This is a genomic window from Streptomyces sp. NPDC003943 (assembly GCF_053605265.1).
Genome location: NZ_JBSGIW010000005.1, coordinates 115,007 through 132,083 on the forward strand (window position 1 = coordinate 115,007; position 17,077 = coordinate 132,083).

Here is a 17,077-nt window from a genome sequence, read left to right on the forward strand (position 1 = left end):
GCCCGTACGCCCGGCGGCGCTGCCGCCGCCCCCGAATCCGCCGCGCCGGGCCAGGGGTCCGGCGGCGGGTCCCACTCCTGGCCTGCGGCCGGAGCCGGCACCGACGGCGCGCGCGGCGCGACTCCGTCCCGTGGACAGGCATCGAGCAGCGCCACCGGTTCGACGGCTCCCGAATGGTCCGCTGACGCCGACTCGGCCGTACGGGGCGGTTCCGCCGGCGCCGACGACGGCGGCCGGGGGCCCGGTGCGGCCTCCGCAACGGGCAACGGCGCCCAAGGCCCCGGCGGCGCCCAGACCGTGAGGCCGGGAGGCTCCGCGGCCGAAGGCGCGGCTGCCGCGCCGGGCCACGGCCCCGGTCCGGGGCGCCCGGTGGCCGACGGCGCGGGGGCCGCGGCCTGGTCCGGCGCTGCCTCGCCGCGCTCCGACGCGAACGCCGCCCCGGCGGCGCCCGCCTGGCCCACGGCCGGCTCGCAGCCGTCGGCCCCCGCCGCCGCGTCCGCGCGGCTCGGCGGGATGCCCATAAACCCGGCCGCTGCCCCGCAGACGGCAACCCCGCAGACGGCAACCCCGCACGGCGCCGCCCCGCAGACGGCGGCACCTCACGCCGCCGCCCCTCACGCCGCCGCCCCTCACCCCGCCGCCCCCTGGGCGCCGCAAGGGCCGTCCGCCCCGGCGTCCGACTCCGCGCCTCCCGTCGTCCCCTGGAAGCCTCCCGTCGACGACCCCTTCCTCTCCGCCGCCCGGGAGCAGGCGGCCGCGCGGCCCGCCGGGATGGGGCGGCGGCTGCTCGCGCGGATCGTGGACGGGGTGGTCTTCGGCGCGGCCGTGGGGGCCGTCGCGTATCCCTTCGTCAGCGCGGCGCTCGCGCACATCGAGGAGAAGATCGAGGCGGCGCGGCAGTCCGGGGTCACCGTGCAGGTGTGGCTGCTGGACTCCACGACGGCGGTGCAGTTCGGGATCGTGCTGGCCGCGTTCTTCGTGCTCGGGGTCGTCTACGAGGTGGTGCCGACCGCGAAGTGGGGGCGCACGCTGGGCAAGAAGGTGTGCGGGATCCAGGTGCGGGACATCGAGGCGCACGAGCCGCCCACGTTCGGGGCCGCGCTGCGGCGGTGGCTGGTGTACGGGGTGCTCGGGCTGATCGGGGTCGGGGTGCTGAACGTGCTGTGGTGCCTGTTCGACAGGCCGTGGCGGCAGTGCTGGCACGACAAGGCGGCCCGGACCTTCGTGGCCCGGTAGGCGCCACCCGGGAACCGTCCCACCGTCCCCCGAACGGGCGGCGATTCCTTGCGGGGCTCATGGGGGCGGGATGCACTGCCCCCATGAGCAACGATCAGCCGCCGCCTCCGCCCTCGGGTCCGCCGCCCGAGGACGACCCGTTCAGCAAGCGGCCCACGGGGCCGCCAGGTCCGCCGCCCGGCCCACCACCCGACGGCCCGCCCCCTGGCGGCCCGCCCCCGCCCGGGAACCCGTACGACAACGTGCCGCCGCCCCCACCCCCGTACGGCGGAAACGGCGGTTACGGCTACGGCGGGCCCGACCCCCTGTCCGGCATGCCCCCGCTCGCCGACTCCGGGCGCCGGATCCTCGCCCGGGTCATCGACTGGCTGATCATCGCCGTGCCGCTCGCGATCATCGGCATCCCGTTCGACGTCTACAAGCGCGCCGGCAACAGCGACAACTTCGACGCCACCGTCAACAGCCTCAACGGCGGCGGCCAGTTGGCGTTCCAGCTGCTCACGATCGTCGCGTACGTCGCGTACGACACCGTCATGATCGCGACGCAGCGCGGCCAGACCCTCGGCAAGAAGTGGATGAAGCTGCGCGTCGCGATGCTCAACGACGGGTCGACGCCGCCGATGAGCACCTCGCTCGTCCGCGCGCTCGTGCTCTGGCTGCCCGCGCTGATCTGCTGCGCCTGTCTGTGGCCGCTGCTCCTGCTCATCCTGATCCTCGTGGACAAGCCGTACAAGCAGGGTCTGCACGACAAGGCCGCCAAGACGGTCGTCGTGTCCGTGCCGCAGTAGTCCCGGACTACGAACCGATCCGGGTGTCCGCCCCCGCGCCCACGGACGCGGCCGGCACCCGGATCTCCTCGTGCGGGGCCCCGGCCGCGTCCGGAGTCTTGACGGCTCGCGCCCGTACCGGCATCGTCACCGCCACCAGCAGTCCCAGCATCAGCCCCGCGGCGCAGATCGCCGCGATGCCGAGCGTCGTGGTCGTGCCGGAGAGCAGCAGCAGGGCGGCCGTCGACAGCACGACGGTGGCCGAACCGTAGGCGAACTGGGCGACGTTCACGGCGTTCGGGCGCATGACGGGTACCGTCCCTCGGAGCGAGCGTGGCAACGGACGACTCTATGACGGTGGATGCCCGAGCGGAACCGTAAGTAAGCGTGACCTAACCCACGGGTCGCGGGAGCCGGTGCACAGGGGGCGCAAGGGCGCACGGCCCAGCGCCGGTCCGGGCGTGCGCCCTCCCGCGCCCCGTACGGACCTCGGCCGCACTCACCCCGAGTTCGTTCGATGTTCGACTATCGGAAATCCGCTCCTGCATAGTGCAGTTGGCCTGTCCAAGTCAAGATCTGTCTTTTCTGCTTCAACTCCGGTCGAATGTCGTCACTTGTGACGCGCGCTTCCGCCCGGGCGGACACCCCACCATGAGATCCGCCGGTGTCGAGCGCGCCCTGGGGAGGACGAAACAAGTGACCAACAAGCGACGGGCGATCAGCGCGTCCGCCGTCGTCGTGGTGCTCGCGGCCACCGCTGCCACCGCCTCGACGTTCGGCACCGCCTGGGCCGACTCGCACACCTCGGAGCCGGCGGCCAGTGCCGCGGCCCGGGCCAAGGCGATCGACAAGACCGCGGTCGACCACGACCTCGACGGTCCGTTCAGCAAGCAGCAGGAGCAGGCGCGTAAGGCCGCCCTCGAGCAGGTGCTCAAGGGCGAGACCAAGGTCGAGAAGCGCAACGGCTCCCAGGTCGTCAAGCTCGACACCAAGAAGTACGTCGAGCTCGGCCGTGAGAAGACCGACAAGATCTTCACGATCCTCGTCGAGTTCGGCGACAAGGTGGACAACACCACCCTGGTCGACCGCAAGGACGACGACACCACGGACCTCAAGCCGAAGTACGGCGGAGAGCCCGGCCCGCTGCACAACACCATCGCGAAGCCCGACCGTGCGACGGACAACTCGACGGCCTGGCAGGCGGACTACAACCAGCAGCACTTCCAGGACCTGTACTTCGGCACCGGCAAGGACAAGGCCGGCAACCCGAAGCACTCCATGAAGACCTTCTACGAGCGCACCTCGTCCGGCCGTTACTCGGTCGACGGCGAGGTCTCGGACTGGGTCAAGGTCCCGTACAACGAGGCCCGTTACGGCTCCAACTACTGCGGCCAGACCAACTGCGCCAACGTGTGGGACACCGTCCGTGACGGCGTCAACGCCTGGGTCGCCGACCAGAAGGCCAAGGGCAAGACCGACGCCGAGATCAAGGCCGACCTGTCGAAGTACGACCAGTGGGACCGTTACGACCACGACGGCGACGGCAACTTCAACGAGCCCGACGGCTACATCGACCACTTCCAGATCGTCCACGCGGGCGAGGACGAGTCGGCCGGCGGCGGCGTCCAGGGCAAGAACGCCCTGTGGGCCCACCGCTGGTACGCCTACGGCACCGACGCCGGCAAGACCGGCCCGGCGGACAACAAGTCCGGCGGTACGCAGATCGGCGACACCGGCATCTGGGTCGGCGACTACACGATGCAGCCGGAGAACGGCGGCCTCGGCGTCTTCGCCCACGAGTACGGCCACGACCTCGGTCTGCCGGACCACTACGACACCTCCGGCGGCGGCGAGAACTCGACCGGCTTCTGGGACCTGATGTCCTCCGGTTCCTGGCTCGGCACCGGCAAGGACTCCATCGGCGACCTGCCCGGCGACATGAGCGCCTGGGACAAGCTGCAGCTCGGCTGGCTGAACTACGCCAAGGTCAACGACTGGCAGCGCGCCACCAAGACCAAGTTCAAGCTGGGTGTCTCGGAGTACAACACCAAGAACCCGCAGGCGCTCCTCGTCGAGCTGCCGAAGAGCAAGGTCTCCACCGACGTCGTGGCTCCCGCCGAGGGCGCCTCGCAGTGGTGGAGCAACATGGGTGACGACCTCAAGAACACCCTCACCCGTGACGTCGACCTGACCGGCAAGGCGAAGGCCCAGCTGGACCTGCAGGGCTGGTACGACATCGAGCAGGACTACGACTTCCTGTACGCCGAGGTCTCCACCGACGGCGGCACCAACTGGACCGCCCTCGACGGCACCGCCGACGGCGTGGCCCTGCAGAAGGACGCCTCCGGCGCCCCGGCGCTGACGGGTACCTCCGGCGCGTACAAGAAGCTCTCGTACAACCTGGACGCCTACGCGGGCAAGAAGGTCAAGCTCCGCTTCCGCTACCAGACGGACGGCGGCGCGGGCGGCAAGGGCTTCACCGCCGACGCCATCACGCTGACCGCCGACGGTGCCACCGTCTTCTCGGACAACGCCGAGAACGGTGACAACGGCTGGGTCGCCAAGGGCTTCTCGCGCATCGGCAAGGGCTTCACGAAGGAGTACGAGCAGTACTACATCGCGGAGAACCGCCAGTACACCTCGTACGACAAGACCCTGAAGACCGGCCCGTACAACTTCGGCTTCACCGGTGACAAGGCCAGCTGGGTCGAGCACTACGCGTACCAGAACGGTCTGCTGATCTGGAAGTGGGACCTGTCCCAGAAGGACAACAACACCTCCCAGCACCCGGGCAAGGGCCTCGTCCTCCCGATCGACTCGCACCCGAGCCCGCTGAAGTGGCGTGACGGCACCCTGATGCGCAACCGCGTCCAGGCCTACGACTCGCCGTTCAGCATCTCCGGCACGGACGGCTTCCAGCTGCACAAGCTGGACCAGGCGACCTGGGTCCCGTCCCAGGCCGGCAACCCGGTCTTCGACGACCACAAGGGTGTCTACTGGTTCGCCGAGACCCCGCTCGCCGGTGTCCAGGTAACTGACACCAACACCCAGATCCGTGTTCTCAAGGAGGCCAAGGACGGCTCCACGGTCACGGTCCAGGTCGGCCCGTCGGTGAAGTAACAGCGAATTCTCCTGCATCACCGCAGGTCAGAGCATGATCGGCCGTCGCCCCCTAGCGGGCGGCGGCCGATCGTGTTTAGGTGCGTCTTACGGCCTCGGCCGCCCGACCTTATTGACAGTAGTTCCACGGGGGAGTGGTTCCGCATGCCCAACGGAGGGTTCTGCAGACTGCCGGGAGGCAGTGTCGTCGTCGCCATCGGACTGCCCAGCCCGGCCGGCGACGGCGCCACCGTGCGCTTCCTGGTGCACGCCGCGAACCGGGCCCGCGCCCTGACCCGGCTGCGGAACCTGGGCCTGCGCGCCGTCTACCTCCGCGGCAACGCCGAGCCGCCCACACCGGACGAGATAACGGCCGTGCTGCACCACCCGGAGGGCCTGCTCTGGCGGATCGACGCCCAGGAGCTGTGGCACCCGGTCCGGTCGCTGCCGAAGGCCCCCGCCGCCTAGCGCCGGAGGCCCCCGCGCGGCCCGGCCCCGGAGGTCAGCGGGCCACGACCGGATTGCCGGTGAGCGCCACGCCCGCCTGCCGCAGCTCCTCCATGGCCCGGTCCGTGGTCTCCTGCGCCACCGCGGCCGTCAGGTCGAGCAGCACCCGGGTGTGGAAGCCCTCGCGGGCCGCGTCCAGGGCCGTGGCGCGCACGCAGTGGTCGGTGGCGATGCCGACGACGTCGACCTCGGTGACCTTGCGGGCGCGCAGCCAGTCGGCCAGCGTGCTGCCGTTCTCGTCGCGCCCCTCGAAGCCGCTGTACGCCGCCTCGTAGGCGCCCTTGTCGAAGACCGCGGCGATCGCGCCGCTGGCGACGGCGGGTGCGAAGTTCGGGTGGAAGCCGACGCCCTCGGTGCCGGCCACGCAGTGCCGCGGCCAGGAGGTGAGGTAGTCCGGCTCGTCGGAGAAGTGGGCGCCCGGCTCGACGTGGTGGTCGCGGGTGGCGACGACGTGCTGGTACGCGGCCCCCGCCGTCTCGCCGACCAGCTCGGTGATGGCGGCGGCGACGTCCGCGCCGCCCGCCACCGCGAGGCTGCCGCCCTCGCAGAAGTCGTTCTGAACGTCCACAACGATCAATGCGCGGTGCATGGCGGGTGTCCTTAGCGAGGCGTCGGCGGGGTGGTCCTGGGAATGGGGTCGAGCCTAGAGACTTCCCCCTCCCTTAGGGAGGGGGCGCTCTGAGGCATTACGAGTGCCTTGCTCAGGCGTACTCGGTCGGCAGCACCGGCTCGCCGCGCGACAGCTGCATCGCCGACAGCGGGAGCGCCGCCCGCGCCGCGATGTGCCGGGCGCGGGCCGCCTCCAGCGGCTCGCGGGCCACCACGTCGCCGCCCTTGACCAGCTCGACCAGGAGCTGCCGGTCGACGAGCTCCGGCGGTACCGGGCCGGTGCCGATCACCTCGGCCTCGGCGACGCCCTCGGCGTCCGCCCGGCGCGCGGCCCACTTGCGGCCGCCGACCGAGGCCTTGCCGCCCAGCGACTTCTTCGCGACCGGGACCAGCGGGGCCTTCGGGTCGGCCGAGGAGGCCCGGGCGACCAGCTTGTAGACCATCGAGCAGGTGGGGTGGCCGCTGCCGGTGACGAGCTGGGTGCCGACCCCGTACGCGTCGACCGGCGCGGCCGCGAGCGAGGCGATGGCGTACTCGTCGAGGTCGGAGGTGACCACGATCCTGGTGTCCCGCGCGCCCAGCTCGTCCAGCTGCGCCCGCACCCGGTGCGCGACGAGCAGCAGGTCGCCGGAGTCGATCCGGACGGCGCCGAGCCCGGTGCCGGCCACCTCGACGGCGGTACGGACGGCCTCGGCGACGTCGTAGGTGTCGACGAGCAGGGTCGTACCGCTGCCGAGCGAGTCGATCTGGGCGCGGAACGCGTCGCGCTCGGTGTCGTGCAGCAGGGTGAAGGCGTGCGCGGAGGTGCCCACCGTCGGGATGCCGTAGCGGAAGCCGGCGGCGAGGTCGGAGGTGGAGTCGAAGCCGCCCACGTAGGCGGCGCGCGAGGAGGCCACGGCGGCCAGCTCGTGGGTGCGGCGGGCGCCCATCTCGATGAGCCGCCGGCCGCCGGCGGCGACCGACATGCGCGAGGCGGCGGCCGCGATGGCGGAGTCGTGGTTGAGGATCGAGAGGATCACCGTCTCCAGGAGCACGCACTCGGCGAAGGTGCCCTCGACGCGCAGGAGCGGCGAGCCGGGGAAGTACACCTCGCCCTCGGGGTAGCCCCAGATGTCGCCGGAGAAGCGGTAGCGGGAGAGCCATTCGAGGGTCGGCTCGTCGACGATGTTCCGCTCGCGCAGGAAGCCGAGCACGCCCGCGTCGAAGCGGAAGTTCTCGACGGCGTCCAGGACCCGGCCGACGCCCGCCACCACGCCGTAGCGCCGCCCCTCGGGCAGCCGGCGGGTGAAGACCTCGAAGACGGACCTGCGGTCCGCGGTGCCGGCCCTGAGGGCCGCCTGCAGCATGGTCAGCTCGTACTGGTCGGTGAAGAGCGCGGTCGACGGCACGTCCACCGGCAGCCCAAGGTCCGCAGCGTTCATGTGATGATGCTAGCGCAGTATTCGTCAGATTGACGAATACTGCGCGAACGGCGCGCGAAGGTTGCGTCTGTGTGGGGGGTCGGTTTGTGCGGCACCCCCTCTCAAGTGGCAGCATGGGGTAAGTGAGCGTTGCGCCTATCGAGATCGAACGGACCGAATCGGCCGAGGAGGTCTCCGCCGTCGTCGAACCCGACGTGCCCTGGGTGACCCTCGTCCACAACGACCCGGTCAACCTGATGAGCTATGTCACCTACGTCTTCCAGGCGTACTTCGGCTACTCCAAGGACAAGGCGCACAAGCTGATGCTCGACGTGCACAACAAGGGCCGCGCGGTGGTCTCCAGCGGCACCCGCGAGGAGATGGAACGGGACGTGCAGGCGATGCACGGCTACGGCCTGTGGGCGACCCTCTCGCAGGACCGCGGCTGATGGCGGGGCGTTTCGAGGCGCTGCCCGGCGGCGGTGCGGCCGTCGCGCTCGACGAGGTCGAGGTCTCCATCCTGCGTTCGCTCGCGGTCCAGCTCATGGAGCTGATCGGCCCGGGCGACGAGCCGGTCGCGGGCGAGGACCCGCTGGCCGCACTGTTCGCCGAGGGCCCGAGCGAGCCGCCGTCCGACCCGGCCCTGCGCCGGCTCTTCCCCGACGCGTACGGGGACGACACGGACGAGCTGCGCCAGGCCGCCGCGGACTTCCGCCGCTTCACCGAGAACGACCTGCGGGCCCGCAAGCGCGACGACGCCCTGACCATGGTCCGCAGCCTCGACTCGCTCGCCTCCGACTCGGCGGCGGCCGGCGAGGGTGGCGGCGGGATCCTCAAGCTCACCGTCGACGAGTCCCGCGCCTGGCTCGGCGCGCTCAACGACCTGCGGCTGACCATCGGCACCCGGCTGGAGGTCACGGAGGACGACGAGACCGAGCAGCTGTACCGGCTGCCGGACGAGGACCCGCGCAAGCCGATGGTGATGGCCTACCTGTGGCTGGGCGGGCTGCAGGAGACGCTCGTCGAGACGCTGATGCCGTAGCCGACGGCGTAGTGGATCCAGCCGTTCCGGTACGGGATCACACTGTTCAGCGTGCGTTCGCTCAGCGGACGCTCAAATCCGGATAACGAATACGTTATCCAAGTGCCCTTCTTGCCGTCTTGAGTCCTGTCTGTCCGGATTTTTTTGTGGTGCGCGTCACGCCCATACCCACTGATCACGGTTAAGCGCGTGATAAATCTTCACGACCACCCGGGGACGCCACCCCTGTCCCCGGGGGCGCTTCGACCGGCTGATCGCCGGTGGCACTCCATTCCACATCCGGGGGGATCAGGACCTGATCCGCAGCACAGACGGCCGAGCCGGCCGGTGCGCGGATCAACATGGAGAAAGGGCGCACCACCATGACCTCAGTGCAGGTCGACCAGCAGCACGACGGCAATGAGGCGGCGGACTCCGCTCCGGCCGAGGGTTACCACCGGGCACTCGGCGCCCGTCAGATCCAGATGATCGCGATCGGCGGCGCCATCGGCACCGGTCTCTTCCTGGGCGCGGGCAAGGGCATCTCCATCGCGGGACCGAGCCTGATCCTCGCGTACGCCGTCGCGGGCCTCGTCATCTTCTTCATCATGCGGGCGCTCGGCGAGCTCCTCATGTACCGCCCCGTGTCCGGCTCCTTCTCGGAGTACGCACGCGAGTTCATCGGCCCCTTCGCGGGCTTCGTGACCGGCTGGACCTACTGGCTCTTCTGGGTCGTCACCGGCATCACCGAGGTCACCGCCGCGGCCACCTACATGACGTACTGGTGGGACATCCCGCAGTGGCTGTCCGCCCTCGTCTTCACCGTCATCCTCTACGGCGCCAACCTGATCTCCGTGAAGCTCTTCGGCGAGCTGGAGTTCTGGTTCTCGATGGTCAAGGTCACCGCGATCGTCGGCATGATCCTGATCTGCGCCGGCATCCTCACCCTCGGCTTCTCCGACGCCGGTGACACCGCGTCCCTCACCCACCTGTGGGACCTGGGCGGCTTCTTCGCCGGCAAGAACGGCATCTTCTCGACCCTGATGACCCTGCAGATGGTCATGTTCGCCTTCCTCGCCGTCGAGCTGGTCGGCGTCACCGCGGGCGAGTCCAAGGACCCGAAGACCGTCCTGCCGAAGGCCATCAACACCGTGCCGTGGCGCATCGCCGTCTTCTACGTCGGCGCGCTGATCATGATCCTGTCGGTCGTCCCGTGGACCGCGTTCCATCCGGGCGTCTCCCCGTTCGTCGAGGCCTTCGAGCGGATGGGCCTCGGCGTCGGCGCCGCGATCGTCAACTTCGTCGTCCTGACGGCCGCGCTCTCCTCCTGCAACTCGGGCATGTACTCCACCGGCCGCATGCTGCGCGACCTCGCGCTCAACGGTCAGGGCCCGAAGGCCTTCACCAAGCTGACGAAGTCCGGCACCCCGCTGGTCGGCACCACCGTCTCGGCCGCGCTGATGCTGGTCGGCGTCGGGATCAACTACCAGTGGCCCGGCGAGGCGTTCAACTACGTCGTCTCCTTCGCCACCATCTCCGGCATGTGGGCCTGGATCGTCATCCTCGTCTGCCAGATCCGCTACCGCCTCAAGGCCGACCGCGGCGAGCTGCCCCAGTCCTCCTTCAAGGCACCGGGCGGCATCTGGTTCAGCGTCTTCTCGCTCGCCTTCATCGGCATGGTCATCGTGACCATGGGCATGGACAAGGACAACCGCGTGGCCCTGTACGGCGCGCCGGTGTGGGGTCTGATCCTCGCGGTCTCGTACCTGGCGCTGAAGGCCCGCAACCCCGAGGGTGCCGCCTTCGCCAAGCGGTCCTGACCAGCACTTTCTCAGTATTCGGGCCGTCTCGTACCAAACCTCGGTACGGGGCGGCCCGTCTGCTTATCCTGTCGGCATGCTGACCATCACCCGAGCCCTGTACGACCAGATCGTGGAACACTCCCGCGCGGACCACCCCGACGAGGCATGCGGCGTGGTCGCGGGGCCGGTCGGCGAGGGCCGCCCCGAGCGCTTCATCCCGATGCTGAACGCGGCGCGCTCGCCCACGTTCTACGAGTTCGACTCCGCCGACCTGCTCAAGCTGTACCGCGAGATGGACGACCGGGACGAGGAGCCCGTGATCATCTACCACTCGCACACCGCGACCGAGGCGTACCCGTCCCGTACGGACATCTCGTACGCCAACGAGCCGGGCGCCCACTACGTCCTCGTCTCCACCGCCGACACCGACGGCGCGGGCCCCTTCCAGTTCCGCTCGTACACGATCGTCGACGGAGTCGTCGAGGAGGAAGAGGTCAAGGTCGTCGAGGCGTACGAGTGATCGCGCGGCGCTGAGCGCGGGCCCGGACCCTGCCGGGCCCGTCCGTCAGACGAACGCGAACTGTCCGTGATGTGAGATCACATTCCGGAACCCGGACCGGGAATCGATACGATGAGCGCATGGTTTTCCACGACGTGAGCGAAGAGACGCCGGGCACGCCCCTGCTCGTGGCGCGGCTGCACGTCGACCTGTGCCGCCTCGCCAGCGCGATGTGTCCGCCGCGCGCTGCGCTCTGAACCACCTGCCGTCAGGCCCGAGCGCACCCGAACTCCGAGTACGTCCGAGTACGACCCCTCCGCGCGGGGGCCAGAGCCGCGCGCCCGACCGCCCCTTCCGACAGGAGCCCACGACATGGCCATCGAGGTCCGCATCCCGACCATCCTCCGCACCTACACCGACGGCGCCAAGGCCGTCGAGGGCAGCGGTGACACCCTCGCCGAGCTCTTCGCCGACCTGGAGTCCCGCCACGCCGGGATCGAGGCCCGCATCGTCGACGACGGCAAGCTGCGCCGCTTCGTCAACGTCTACCTGAACGACGAGGACGTCCGCTTCCTCGACGGCATCGAGACCAAGCTCGCCGACGGCGACAACGTGACGATCCTGCCGGCCGTCGCCGGCGGCATGGTCTGAGCGGTCTGATCCCGATGCGTTACGACTCTCCGCTGGCGGCGGTCGGCAACACGCCGCTGGTCCGACTGCCCCGGCTCTCCCCGTCGGACGACGTCCGCATCTGGGCCAAGCTGGAGGACCGCAACCCCACCGGCTCGGTCAAGGACCGCCCCGCGCTCCACATGATCGAGCAGGCGGAGAAGGACGGCCGGCTCACCCCCGGCTGCACGATCCTGGAGCCCACCAGCGGCAACACCGGCATCTCGCTCGCCATGGCGGCCAAGCTCAAGGGCTACCGCATCGTGTGCGTCATGCCGGAGAACACCAGCGAGGAGCGCCGCCAGCTGCTCGCCATGTGGGGCGCCGAGATCATCTCCTCACCGGCCGCGGGCGGCTCCAACACCGCAGTCCGCGTCGCCAAGGAGCTGGCGGCGGAGCACCCCGACTGGGTCATGCTCTACCAGTACGGCAACCCGGACAACGCGGGCGCCCACTACGCCACCACCGGCCCCGAGATCCTCGCCGACCTGCCGTCCGTCACGCACTTCGTGGCGGGCCTCGGCACCACGGGCACGCTCATGGGCGTCGGCCGCTACCTGCGCGAACACAAGCCCGACGTCAAGATCGTCGCCGCCGAGCCGCGCTACGACGACCTCGTCTACGGCCTGCGCAACCTCGACGAGGGCTTCGTCCCCGAGCTCTACGACGCCTCCGTCCTCACCACCCGCTTCTCCGTCGGCTCCGCCGACGCCGTCACCCGCACCCGCGAACTCCTCCAGCAGGAGGGCATCTTCGCCGGCGTCTCCACCGGCGCCGCCCTGCACGCGGCCATCGGCGTCGGCAAGAAGGCCGTCAAGGCCGGCGAGAGCGCCGACATCGTCTTCGTCGTCGCCGACGGCGGCTGGAAGTACCTCTCGACGGGCCTCTACACCGCGGCGACGACCGAAGAGGCGATCGCGACGGTGCAGGACCAGCTCTGGGCGTAGCCCCAGCAGCCCGAACGCGTACGAAGCCCGGAGGCCGGAGCCCCCGGGCTTCGTGGTGTCCGGCCCCGCGTGCCCGCCCCGGGCGGCGCTGCCGTCCCCGCGCTCACCGCGCCAGATGCCGCACCTGGTCCCACACCACCGGGTCCGCCGTTCCCACCCTCCGGCGGAAGCCCCACACCGGGACGTCGCGCAGCTCGTCCGTCTCCAGGAAGCTCGGGCGGCCCTGGGCGTCACCCACCGAGCCCGGCGGCAGGGCGATGACGCCCGGGCGCTCGTCGTGGTACTTGCTGGTGATCTTGACGACCAGGGCGGTGTCGTGGCGCAGGGCGAGGACCAGACAGGGGCGGTCCTTGGCGCCGGGCCCGTCCTCGTACGGGACCTCCGCCCACCAGATCTCACCCGCGCGCGGCAGCCGCGCCGGCGCCTTCGCGCGCCCGGCGGGCGGGGCCGGGCGGGCCGGGCGGCCCGGCGGGCGTCCGCGGCCCGCGGGCCGGCGGGTCCCGGCCGGGCGCCGCCCCGTCCCTCCGGACCTCGTCCGGGGGGACCCCCAGGCGAGCACCGCGACGAGCGCGACCACCACGGCCGCCACGAGCGCCGGCCACCACGACATGTCCATACCTCAAGAAGGTACCGGCGCGCCGCTCACCCGGCCGCGCCGCCCCGCCATCCATCCGAACCGGTGACAGAGCCCGTGAGTTCGCCCACAACGGGCCGCCACGGAGGAGCGACCGGCCGCCACGCGCCGTACGCTCGACAGACCGCACGACCTCCCCTCTCAGCGCGCTTTCCGCTCCCGTACACGGAGGTTCACGCTCCATGAAGCTCACCGTCGTCGGCTGCTCAGGGTCGTTCCCGTCCGCGGAATCGGCCTGCTCGAGCTACCTCGTCGAGGCCGACGGCTTCCGGCTGCTCCTCGACATGGGCAACGGCGCCCTCGGCGAGCTGCAGCGCCACATCGGTCTGTACGACCTCGACGCGATCTTCCTCAGCCACCTGCACGCCGACCACTGCATCGACATGTGCGGCTATTTCGTCGCCCGCTACTACCGCCACGAGGGCGGCCGCTGCGACGCGATCCCCGTCTACGCCCCCGAGGGCGCCGAGCAGCGGCTGACCACGGCGTACGCGGACACGCCGTCGCCCACCTCGATGCGCGAGGTCTTCGACTTCCACACGCTGAAGTCGGGCTCGTTCGAGATCGGCCCCTTCTCCGTGCGCACGGAGAAGGTGTGCCATCCGGTCGAGGCGTTCGGCATCCGCGTCGAGCACGGCGGCCGCGCGCTCACGTACTCCGGCGACACCGGCGTCTGCGACGCGCTGCACGAGCTGGCCGAGGGCGCGGACCTCTTCCTCTGCGAGGCGTCCTTCACCCACGGCAAGGAGGACATCCCGGCCCTCCACCTGAACGGCCGCGAGGCCGGCGCGCACGCCGCCCGCGCCGGGGTGCGCCGCCTGGTCCTCACCCACATCCCGCCGTGGACGGACGGCGAGCGGAACCTGGCGGACGCGCGCGAGGTGTACGCGGGGCCGGCGGAGCTGGCGTACACGGGCGCGACGTACGAGATCTGAGCCGTACACACAAAGGGAAGTCCCCCGGAATCAGGTGGTTCCGGGGGACTTCCCGTCGTACGGGGTCGTACGGGGTCGTACGGCGGAGGCTCACGCCTTGGTGAGGTCCTCGACCTCCTCGTCGGGCTCGCGGCCCGGCGTCGGCAGGTTGAACTTGGTGATCGCGAAGCGGAACACCACGTAGTAGATCGCCCCGAAGACCAGACCGATCGGGATGATCAGCCACGGCTTCGTCGCGAGGTTCCAGTTCAGGCCGTAGTCGATGAGGCCGGCCGAGAACGTGAAGCCCGCGTGGACGCCGAGCGCCCAGGTCACGGCCATCGAGAGCGCGGTGAGGACCGCGTGGATCGCGTACAGCAGCGGCGCGATGAACATGAACGAGAACTCGATCGGCTCGGTCACACCGGTGACGAACGAGGTCAGCGCGAGCGAGATCATCATGCCGAGGACGGCCTTGCGGCGCTCCGGGCGGGCGGAGTGCGCGATGGCGAGCGCGGCGGCCGGCAGGCCGAACATCATGATCGGGAAGAAGCCCGACATGAAGAGTCCGGCGCTCGGGTCACCGGCGAAGAAGCGGTTCAGGTCGCCGTGCACGACGTCACCGGCGGCGTTGGTGAAGTCGCCGATCTGGAACCACGAGACGGTGTTCACGAACTGGTGCATGCCGACCGGGATCAGCGCGCGGTTGATCAGACCGAACAGGCCCGCGCCACCGGCGCCCAGGCCGGTCATCCACTCGCCGAAGCTGGAGATGCCCTCGCCGATCGGCTCCCAGACCAGGCCGAAGAAGACACCGACGGCCGTGCCGACGAAGGCCATGATGATCGGGACGAGCCGGCGGCCGTTGAAGAAGCCGAGCCAGTCGACGAGCTTGGTGCGGTGGAACCGCTGCCACAGCACGGCCGCGATCAGACCCATGACGATGCCGCCGAGGACACCCGGGTTGTTGTACGTCGCGGCGACGTCGACGCCCTTGTTGGCGGTCGTGTTGACGACGGCCTCGGTGACCGGGAACGCCTTCAGCACGTTGCTGTAGACCAGGAAGCCGACCAGCGCGGCGAGGGCGGTGGAGCCGTCGGACTTCTTGGCGAAGCCGATGGCGACGCCGATGCAGAAGAGCAGCGGCAGGTTGTCGAAGACCGCGCCACCGGCGGTGGCGAAGACGGAGGCGACCTTGCCCCAGCCGAGGCCGTCGGCACCGAACACGTCGGGCTGGCCGAGACGGAGCAAGATACCCGCGGCCGGCAGCACGGCGATCGGCAGCTGCAGGCTGCGACCGACCTTCTGCAGGCCCTGGAACAGGCCGGATCCGCGCTTCTTCGCGGGAGCGGCGGCCTGGGCGGTGGCCGTACTCATCAACTTCCTCCAGTAGGCAAGGCGCCGCCAGAGGACAGTGAAAAGGGGGTGACGGCGGCGTCTCGTGGAACGCGGTGGTCTGGACCGCGTGGTCTACACCATTAACTGGTGTAGACCTGTTGTAGCACGTGTGACTTAGATAAGGAACCTGTGAATTCTGTGCACTGAGCCATAGCGGGTCACGGGACGACAAAAGGCCCCCGGACCAGGAGGTCCGAGGGCCTGCGCGAGCAGGGCGTACGCCTTGTCGTACGCCCTGCCGTACGCCTTGTCCTACGCCTTGGTGACGTCCCGCTCGATCTCCTCCGCCAGCTCCTCCGGCTCGCGGCCCGGCGTCGGCAGGTTGAACTTGATGATCGCGATCCGGAAGATCACGTAATAGACGACGGCGAAACACAGGCCGATCGGGATGATCAGCCACGGCTTGGTCGCGAGTCCCCAGTTGATCACGTAGTCGATCAGGCCGGCCGAGAAGCTGAAGCCGTCGTGCACGCCGAGGCCCCAGGTCACCGCCATCGACACACCGGTCAGGAGCGCGTGGACCGCGTAGAGCGCCGGTGCGATGAAGAGGAACGAGTACTCGATCGGCTCCGTGATGCCGGTGACGAACGAGGTCAGGGCGACCGACAGCATCAGGCCGCCGACCTCCTTGCGCCGGTGCGGCTTGGCGCAGTGGGTGATGGCGAGGGCGGCGGCCGGCAGCGCGAACATCATGATCGGGAAGAAGCCGGAGAGGAACTGGCCGGCGTTCGGGTCGCCCGCCAGGAACATCGGGATGTCGCCGTGCACCTGCGTGCCGTCCGGCTTGGTGTACGTGCCGAACTGGAACCAGATCGGCACGTTCAGGAACTGGTGCAGGCCGATCACGAGCAGCGCGCGGTTCGCCACGCCGAAGATGCCCGAGCCCCAGGCCCCGAGCCCGACCAGCCAGTCGCTGAAGTTCTCCAGGCCGTCACCGATCGGCGGCCAGATCCACAGGCACAGCACGGCGAAGAGGATGCCGACGAAGGCCATGATGATCGGGACGAGCCGGCGCCCGTTGAAGAAGCCCAGCCAGTCGACCAGCTTCACGCGGTGGTAGCGCTGCCAGAAGTAGGCCGCGAGCAGGCCCATGATGATGCCGCCGAAGACGCCGGGGTTCTGGTACGTGTACCCGGCGAAGGTGTCGTTCGGGCCCAGGCAGCCGCCGCCGATGTCCCTCGTGCCCGCCGGGCAGGCCTTCGGGAAGGCGTGCAGCACGCCCCGGTAGACGAGGAAGCCGGCCACCGCGGCGAGGGCCGTCGAGCCGTCCGCCTTCTTCGCCATGCCGATGGCGACGCCGATGCAGAAGAGCAGGGGCAGCCCGAGGTCCGCGTCGAGCAGCGCGCCGCCGGCCCCGACCATGACCTTGGCGAGCCTGTCCCAGCCCAGGCCGTCGGCGCCGAAGACGTCCGGCTGGCCGAGCCGGCTGATGATGCCGGCCGCCGGGAGCACCGCGATGGGCAGCTGGAGGCTGCGGCCCATCTTCTGCAGCCCCTGGAAGAAGCCGCCCCACGACACCTTCCTCTGCCGCGCGGCCGGCGCGCTGTCGCTACCCATCGGCGTCCTCCCTCGGCG

General features: G+C 70.3%; 18 protein-coding genes. 12 read left to right on the forward strand and 6 right to left on the reverse strand.

What is annotated here, in order from left to right:
- The first annotated feature begins 369 nt into the window (after nucleotides 1-369).
- Both ACWEV0_RS03770 and ACWEV0_RS03775 read left to right on the forward strand, forming a co-directional pair.
- Nucleotides 370-1,236, forward strand: coding sequence for an RDD family protein (locus ACWEV0_RS03770; RefSeq protein ID WP_453146154.1), 867 nt, complete (start codon nucleotides 370-372; stop codon nucleotides 1,234-1,236).
- Nucleotides 1,237-1,319: 83 nt separating this feature from the next.
- Nucleotides 1,320-2,024 (forward strand): RDD family protein, encoded by a 705-nt coding sequence (locus ACWEV0_RS03775; protein WP_453146156.1) that lies wholly within the window; start codon nucleotides 1,320-1,322, stop codon nucleotides 2,022-2,024.
- A gap of 7 nt (nucleotides 2,025-2,031) precedes the next feature.
- Here the strand turns inward: ACWEV0_RS03775 and ACWEV0_RS03780 are convergent, their stop codons facing one another.
- Nucleotides 2,032-2,310, reverse strand: coding sequence for a hypothetical protein (locus tag ACWEV0_RS03780; protein WP_453146158.1), 279 nt, complete (start codon nucleotides 2,308-2,310; stop codon nucleotides 2,032-2,034).
- Between the two features lie 389 nt (nucleotides 2,311-2,699).
- Here ACWEV0_RS03780 and ACWEV0_RS03785 point away from each other — a divergent pair, with 389 nt between their 5' ends.
- Entirely contained in the window at nucleotides 2,700-5,123 is a 2,424-nt protein-coding gene (locus ACWEV0_RS03785) for an immune inhibitor A domain-containing protein (protein ID WP_453146160.1), read from the forward strand.
- Between the two features lie 144 nt (nucleotides 5,124-5,267).
- The gene (locus tag ACWEV0_RS03790) at nucleotides 5,268-5,570 is read left to right on the forward strand and encodes a hypothetical protein (protein ID WP_453146162.1); all 303 of its coding nucleotides are present in this window, start codon (nucleotides 5,268-5,270) and stop codon (nucleotides 5,568-5,570) included.
- Nucleotides 5,571-5,604: 34 nt separating this feature from the next.
- Here the strand turns inward: ACWEV0_RS03790 and ACWEV0_RS03795 are convergent, their stop codons facing one another.
- Nucleotides 5,605-6,198 carry an isochorismatase family protein gene (locus tag ACWEV0_RS03795; protein WP_453146163.1) on the reverse strand — a complete coding sequence of 198 codons (594 nt, stop codon included), beginning with the start codon at nucleotides 6,196-6,198 and terminating at the stop codon, nucleotides 5,605-5,607.
- Nucleotides 6,199-6,310: 112 nt separating this feature from the next.
- The gene (locus tag ACWEV0_RS03800; protein ID WP_453146164.1) at nucleotides 6,311-7,639 is read right to left on the reverse strand and encodes a nicotinate phosphoribosyltransferase; all 1,329 of its coding nucleotides are present in this window, start codon (nucleotides 7,637-7,639) and stop codon (nucleotides 6,311-6,313) included.
- 122 nt (nucleotides 7,640-7,761) lie between these two features.
- Between ACWEV0_RS03800 and clpS the strand changes: the two genes are divergently transcribed.
- The 7 genes from clpS (at nucleotide 7,762) to ACWEV0_RS03835 (ending at nucleotide 12,556) form a co-directional block, all read left to right on the forward strand.
- Complete coding sequence (gene clpS / locus ACWEV0_RS03805) at nucleotides 7,762-8,067, forward strand: ATP-dependent Clp protease adapter ClpS (RefSeq protein ID WP_352080754.1); 306 nt, start codon at nucleotides 7,762-7,764, stop codon at nucleotides 8,065-8,067.
- A complete protein-coding gene (locus tag ACWEV0_RS03810; RefSeq protein WP_453146167.1) occupies nucleotides 8,067-8,660 on the forward strand; it encodes a DUF2017 domain-containing protein in 594 nt (197 codons plus the stop codon). The genes clpS and ACWEV0_RS03810 overlap by 1 nt, the downstream gene beginning before the upstream one ends.
- Nucleotides 8,661-9,022: 362 nt before the next feature.
- Nucleotides 9,023-10,459, forward strand: a complete 1,437-nt coding sequence (locus ACWEV0_RS03815) for an amino acid permease (protein WP_453146169.1) — start codon at nucleotides 9,023-9,025, stop codon at nucleotides 10,457-10,459.
- 76 nt (nucleotides 10,460-10,535) lie between these two features.
- Nucleotides 10,536-10,961: a Mov34/MPN/PAD-1 family protein gene (locus ACWEV0_RS03820; protein ID WP_403800867.1), complete on the forward strand. Its 426-nt coding sequence runs from the start codon at nucleotides 10,536-10,538 to the stop codon at nucleotides 10,959-10,961.
- 119 nt (nucleotides 10,962-11,080) lie between these two features.
- Nucleotides 11,081-11,197 (forward strand): putative leader peptide, encoded by a 117-nt coding sequence (locus ACWEV0_RS03825; protein WP_453146171.1) that lies wholly within the window; start codon nucleotides 11,081-11,083, stop codon nucleotides 11,195-11,197.
- A 115-nt stretch (nucleotides 11,198-11,312) separates the two neighbouring features.
- Entirely contained in the window at nucleotides 11,313-11,591 is a 279-nt protein-coding gene (locus ACWEV0_RS03830) for a MoaD/ThiS family protein (protein WP_453146173.1), read from the forward strand.
- A gap of 14 nt (nucleotides 11,592-11,605) precedes the next feature.
- A complete protein-coding gene (locus tag ACWEV0_RS03835; RefSeq protein ID WP_453146174.1) occupies nucleotides 11,606-12,556 on the forward strand; it encodes a PLP-dependent cysteine synthase family protein in 951 nt (316 codons plus the stop codon).
- A gap of 103 nt (nucleotides 12,557-12,659) precedes the next feature.
- Here ACWEV0_RS03835 and ACWEV0_RS03840 read toward each other — a convergent pair whose 3' ends face one another.
- Nucleotides 12,660-13,172 carry a type II toxin-antitoxin system PemK/MazF family toxin gene (locus ACWEV0_RS03840; protein WP_453146176.1) on the reverse strand — a complete coding sequence of 171 codons (513 nt, stop codon included), beginning with the start codon at nucleotides 13,170-13,172 and terminating at the stop codon, nucleotides 12,660-12,662.
- Nucleotides 13,173-13,372: 200 nt separating this feature from the next.
- Here ACWEV0_RS03840 and ACWEV0_RS03845 point away from each other — a divergent pair, with 200 nt between their 5' ends.
- Nucleotides 13,373-14,125 carry an MBL fold metallo-hydrolase gene (locus tag ACWEV0_RS03845; RefSeq protein WP_451611929.1) on the forward strand — a complete coding sequence of 251 codons (753 nt, stop codon included), beginning with the start codon at nucleotides 13,373-13,375 and terminating at the stop codon, nucleotides 14,123-14,125.
- 90 nt (nucleotides 14,126-14,215) lie between these two features.
- Here the strand turns inward: ACWEV0_RS03845 and ACWEV0_RS03850 are convergent, their stop codons facing one another.
- Complete coding sequence (locus ACWEV0_RS03850) at nucleotides 14,216-15,481, reverse strand: PTS transporter subunit EIIC (protein WP_453146178.1); 1,266 nt, start codon at nucleotides 15,479-15,481, stop codon at nucleotides 14,216-14,218.
- Nucleotides 15,482-15,754: 273 nt separating this feature from the next.
- Complete coding sequence (locus tag ACWEV0_RS03855) at nucleotides 15,755-17,059, reverse strand: PTS transporter subunit EIIC (protein ID WP_453146180.1); 1,305 nt, start codon at nucleotides 17,057-17,059, stop codon at nucleotides 15,755-15,757.
- Nucleotides 17,060-17,077: the final 18 nt, after the last annotated feature.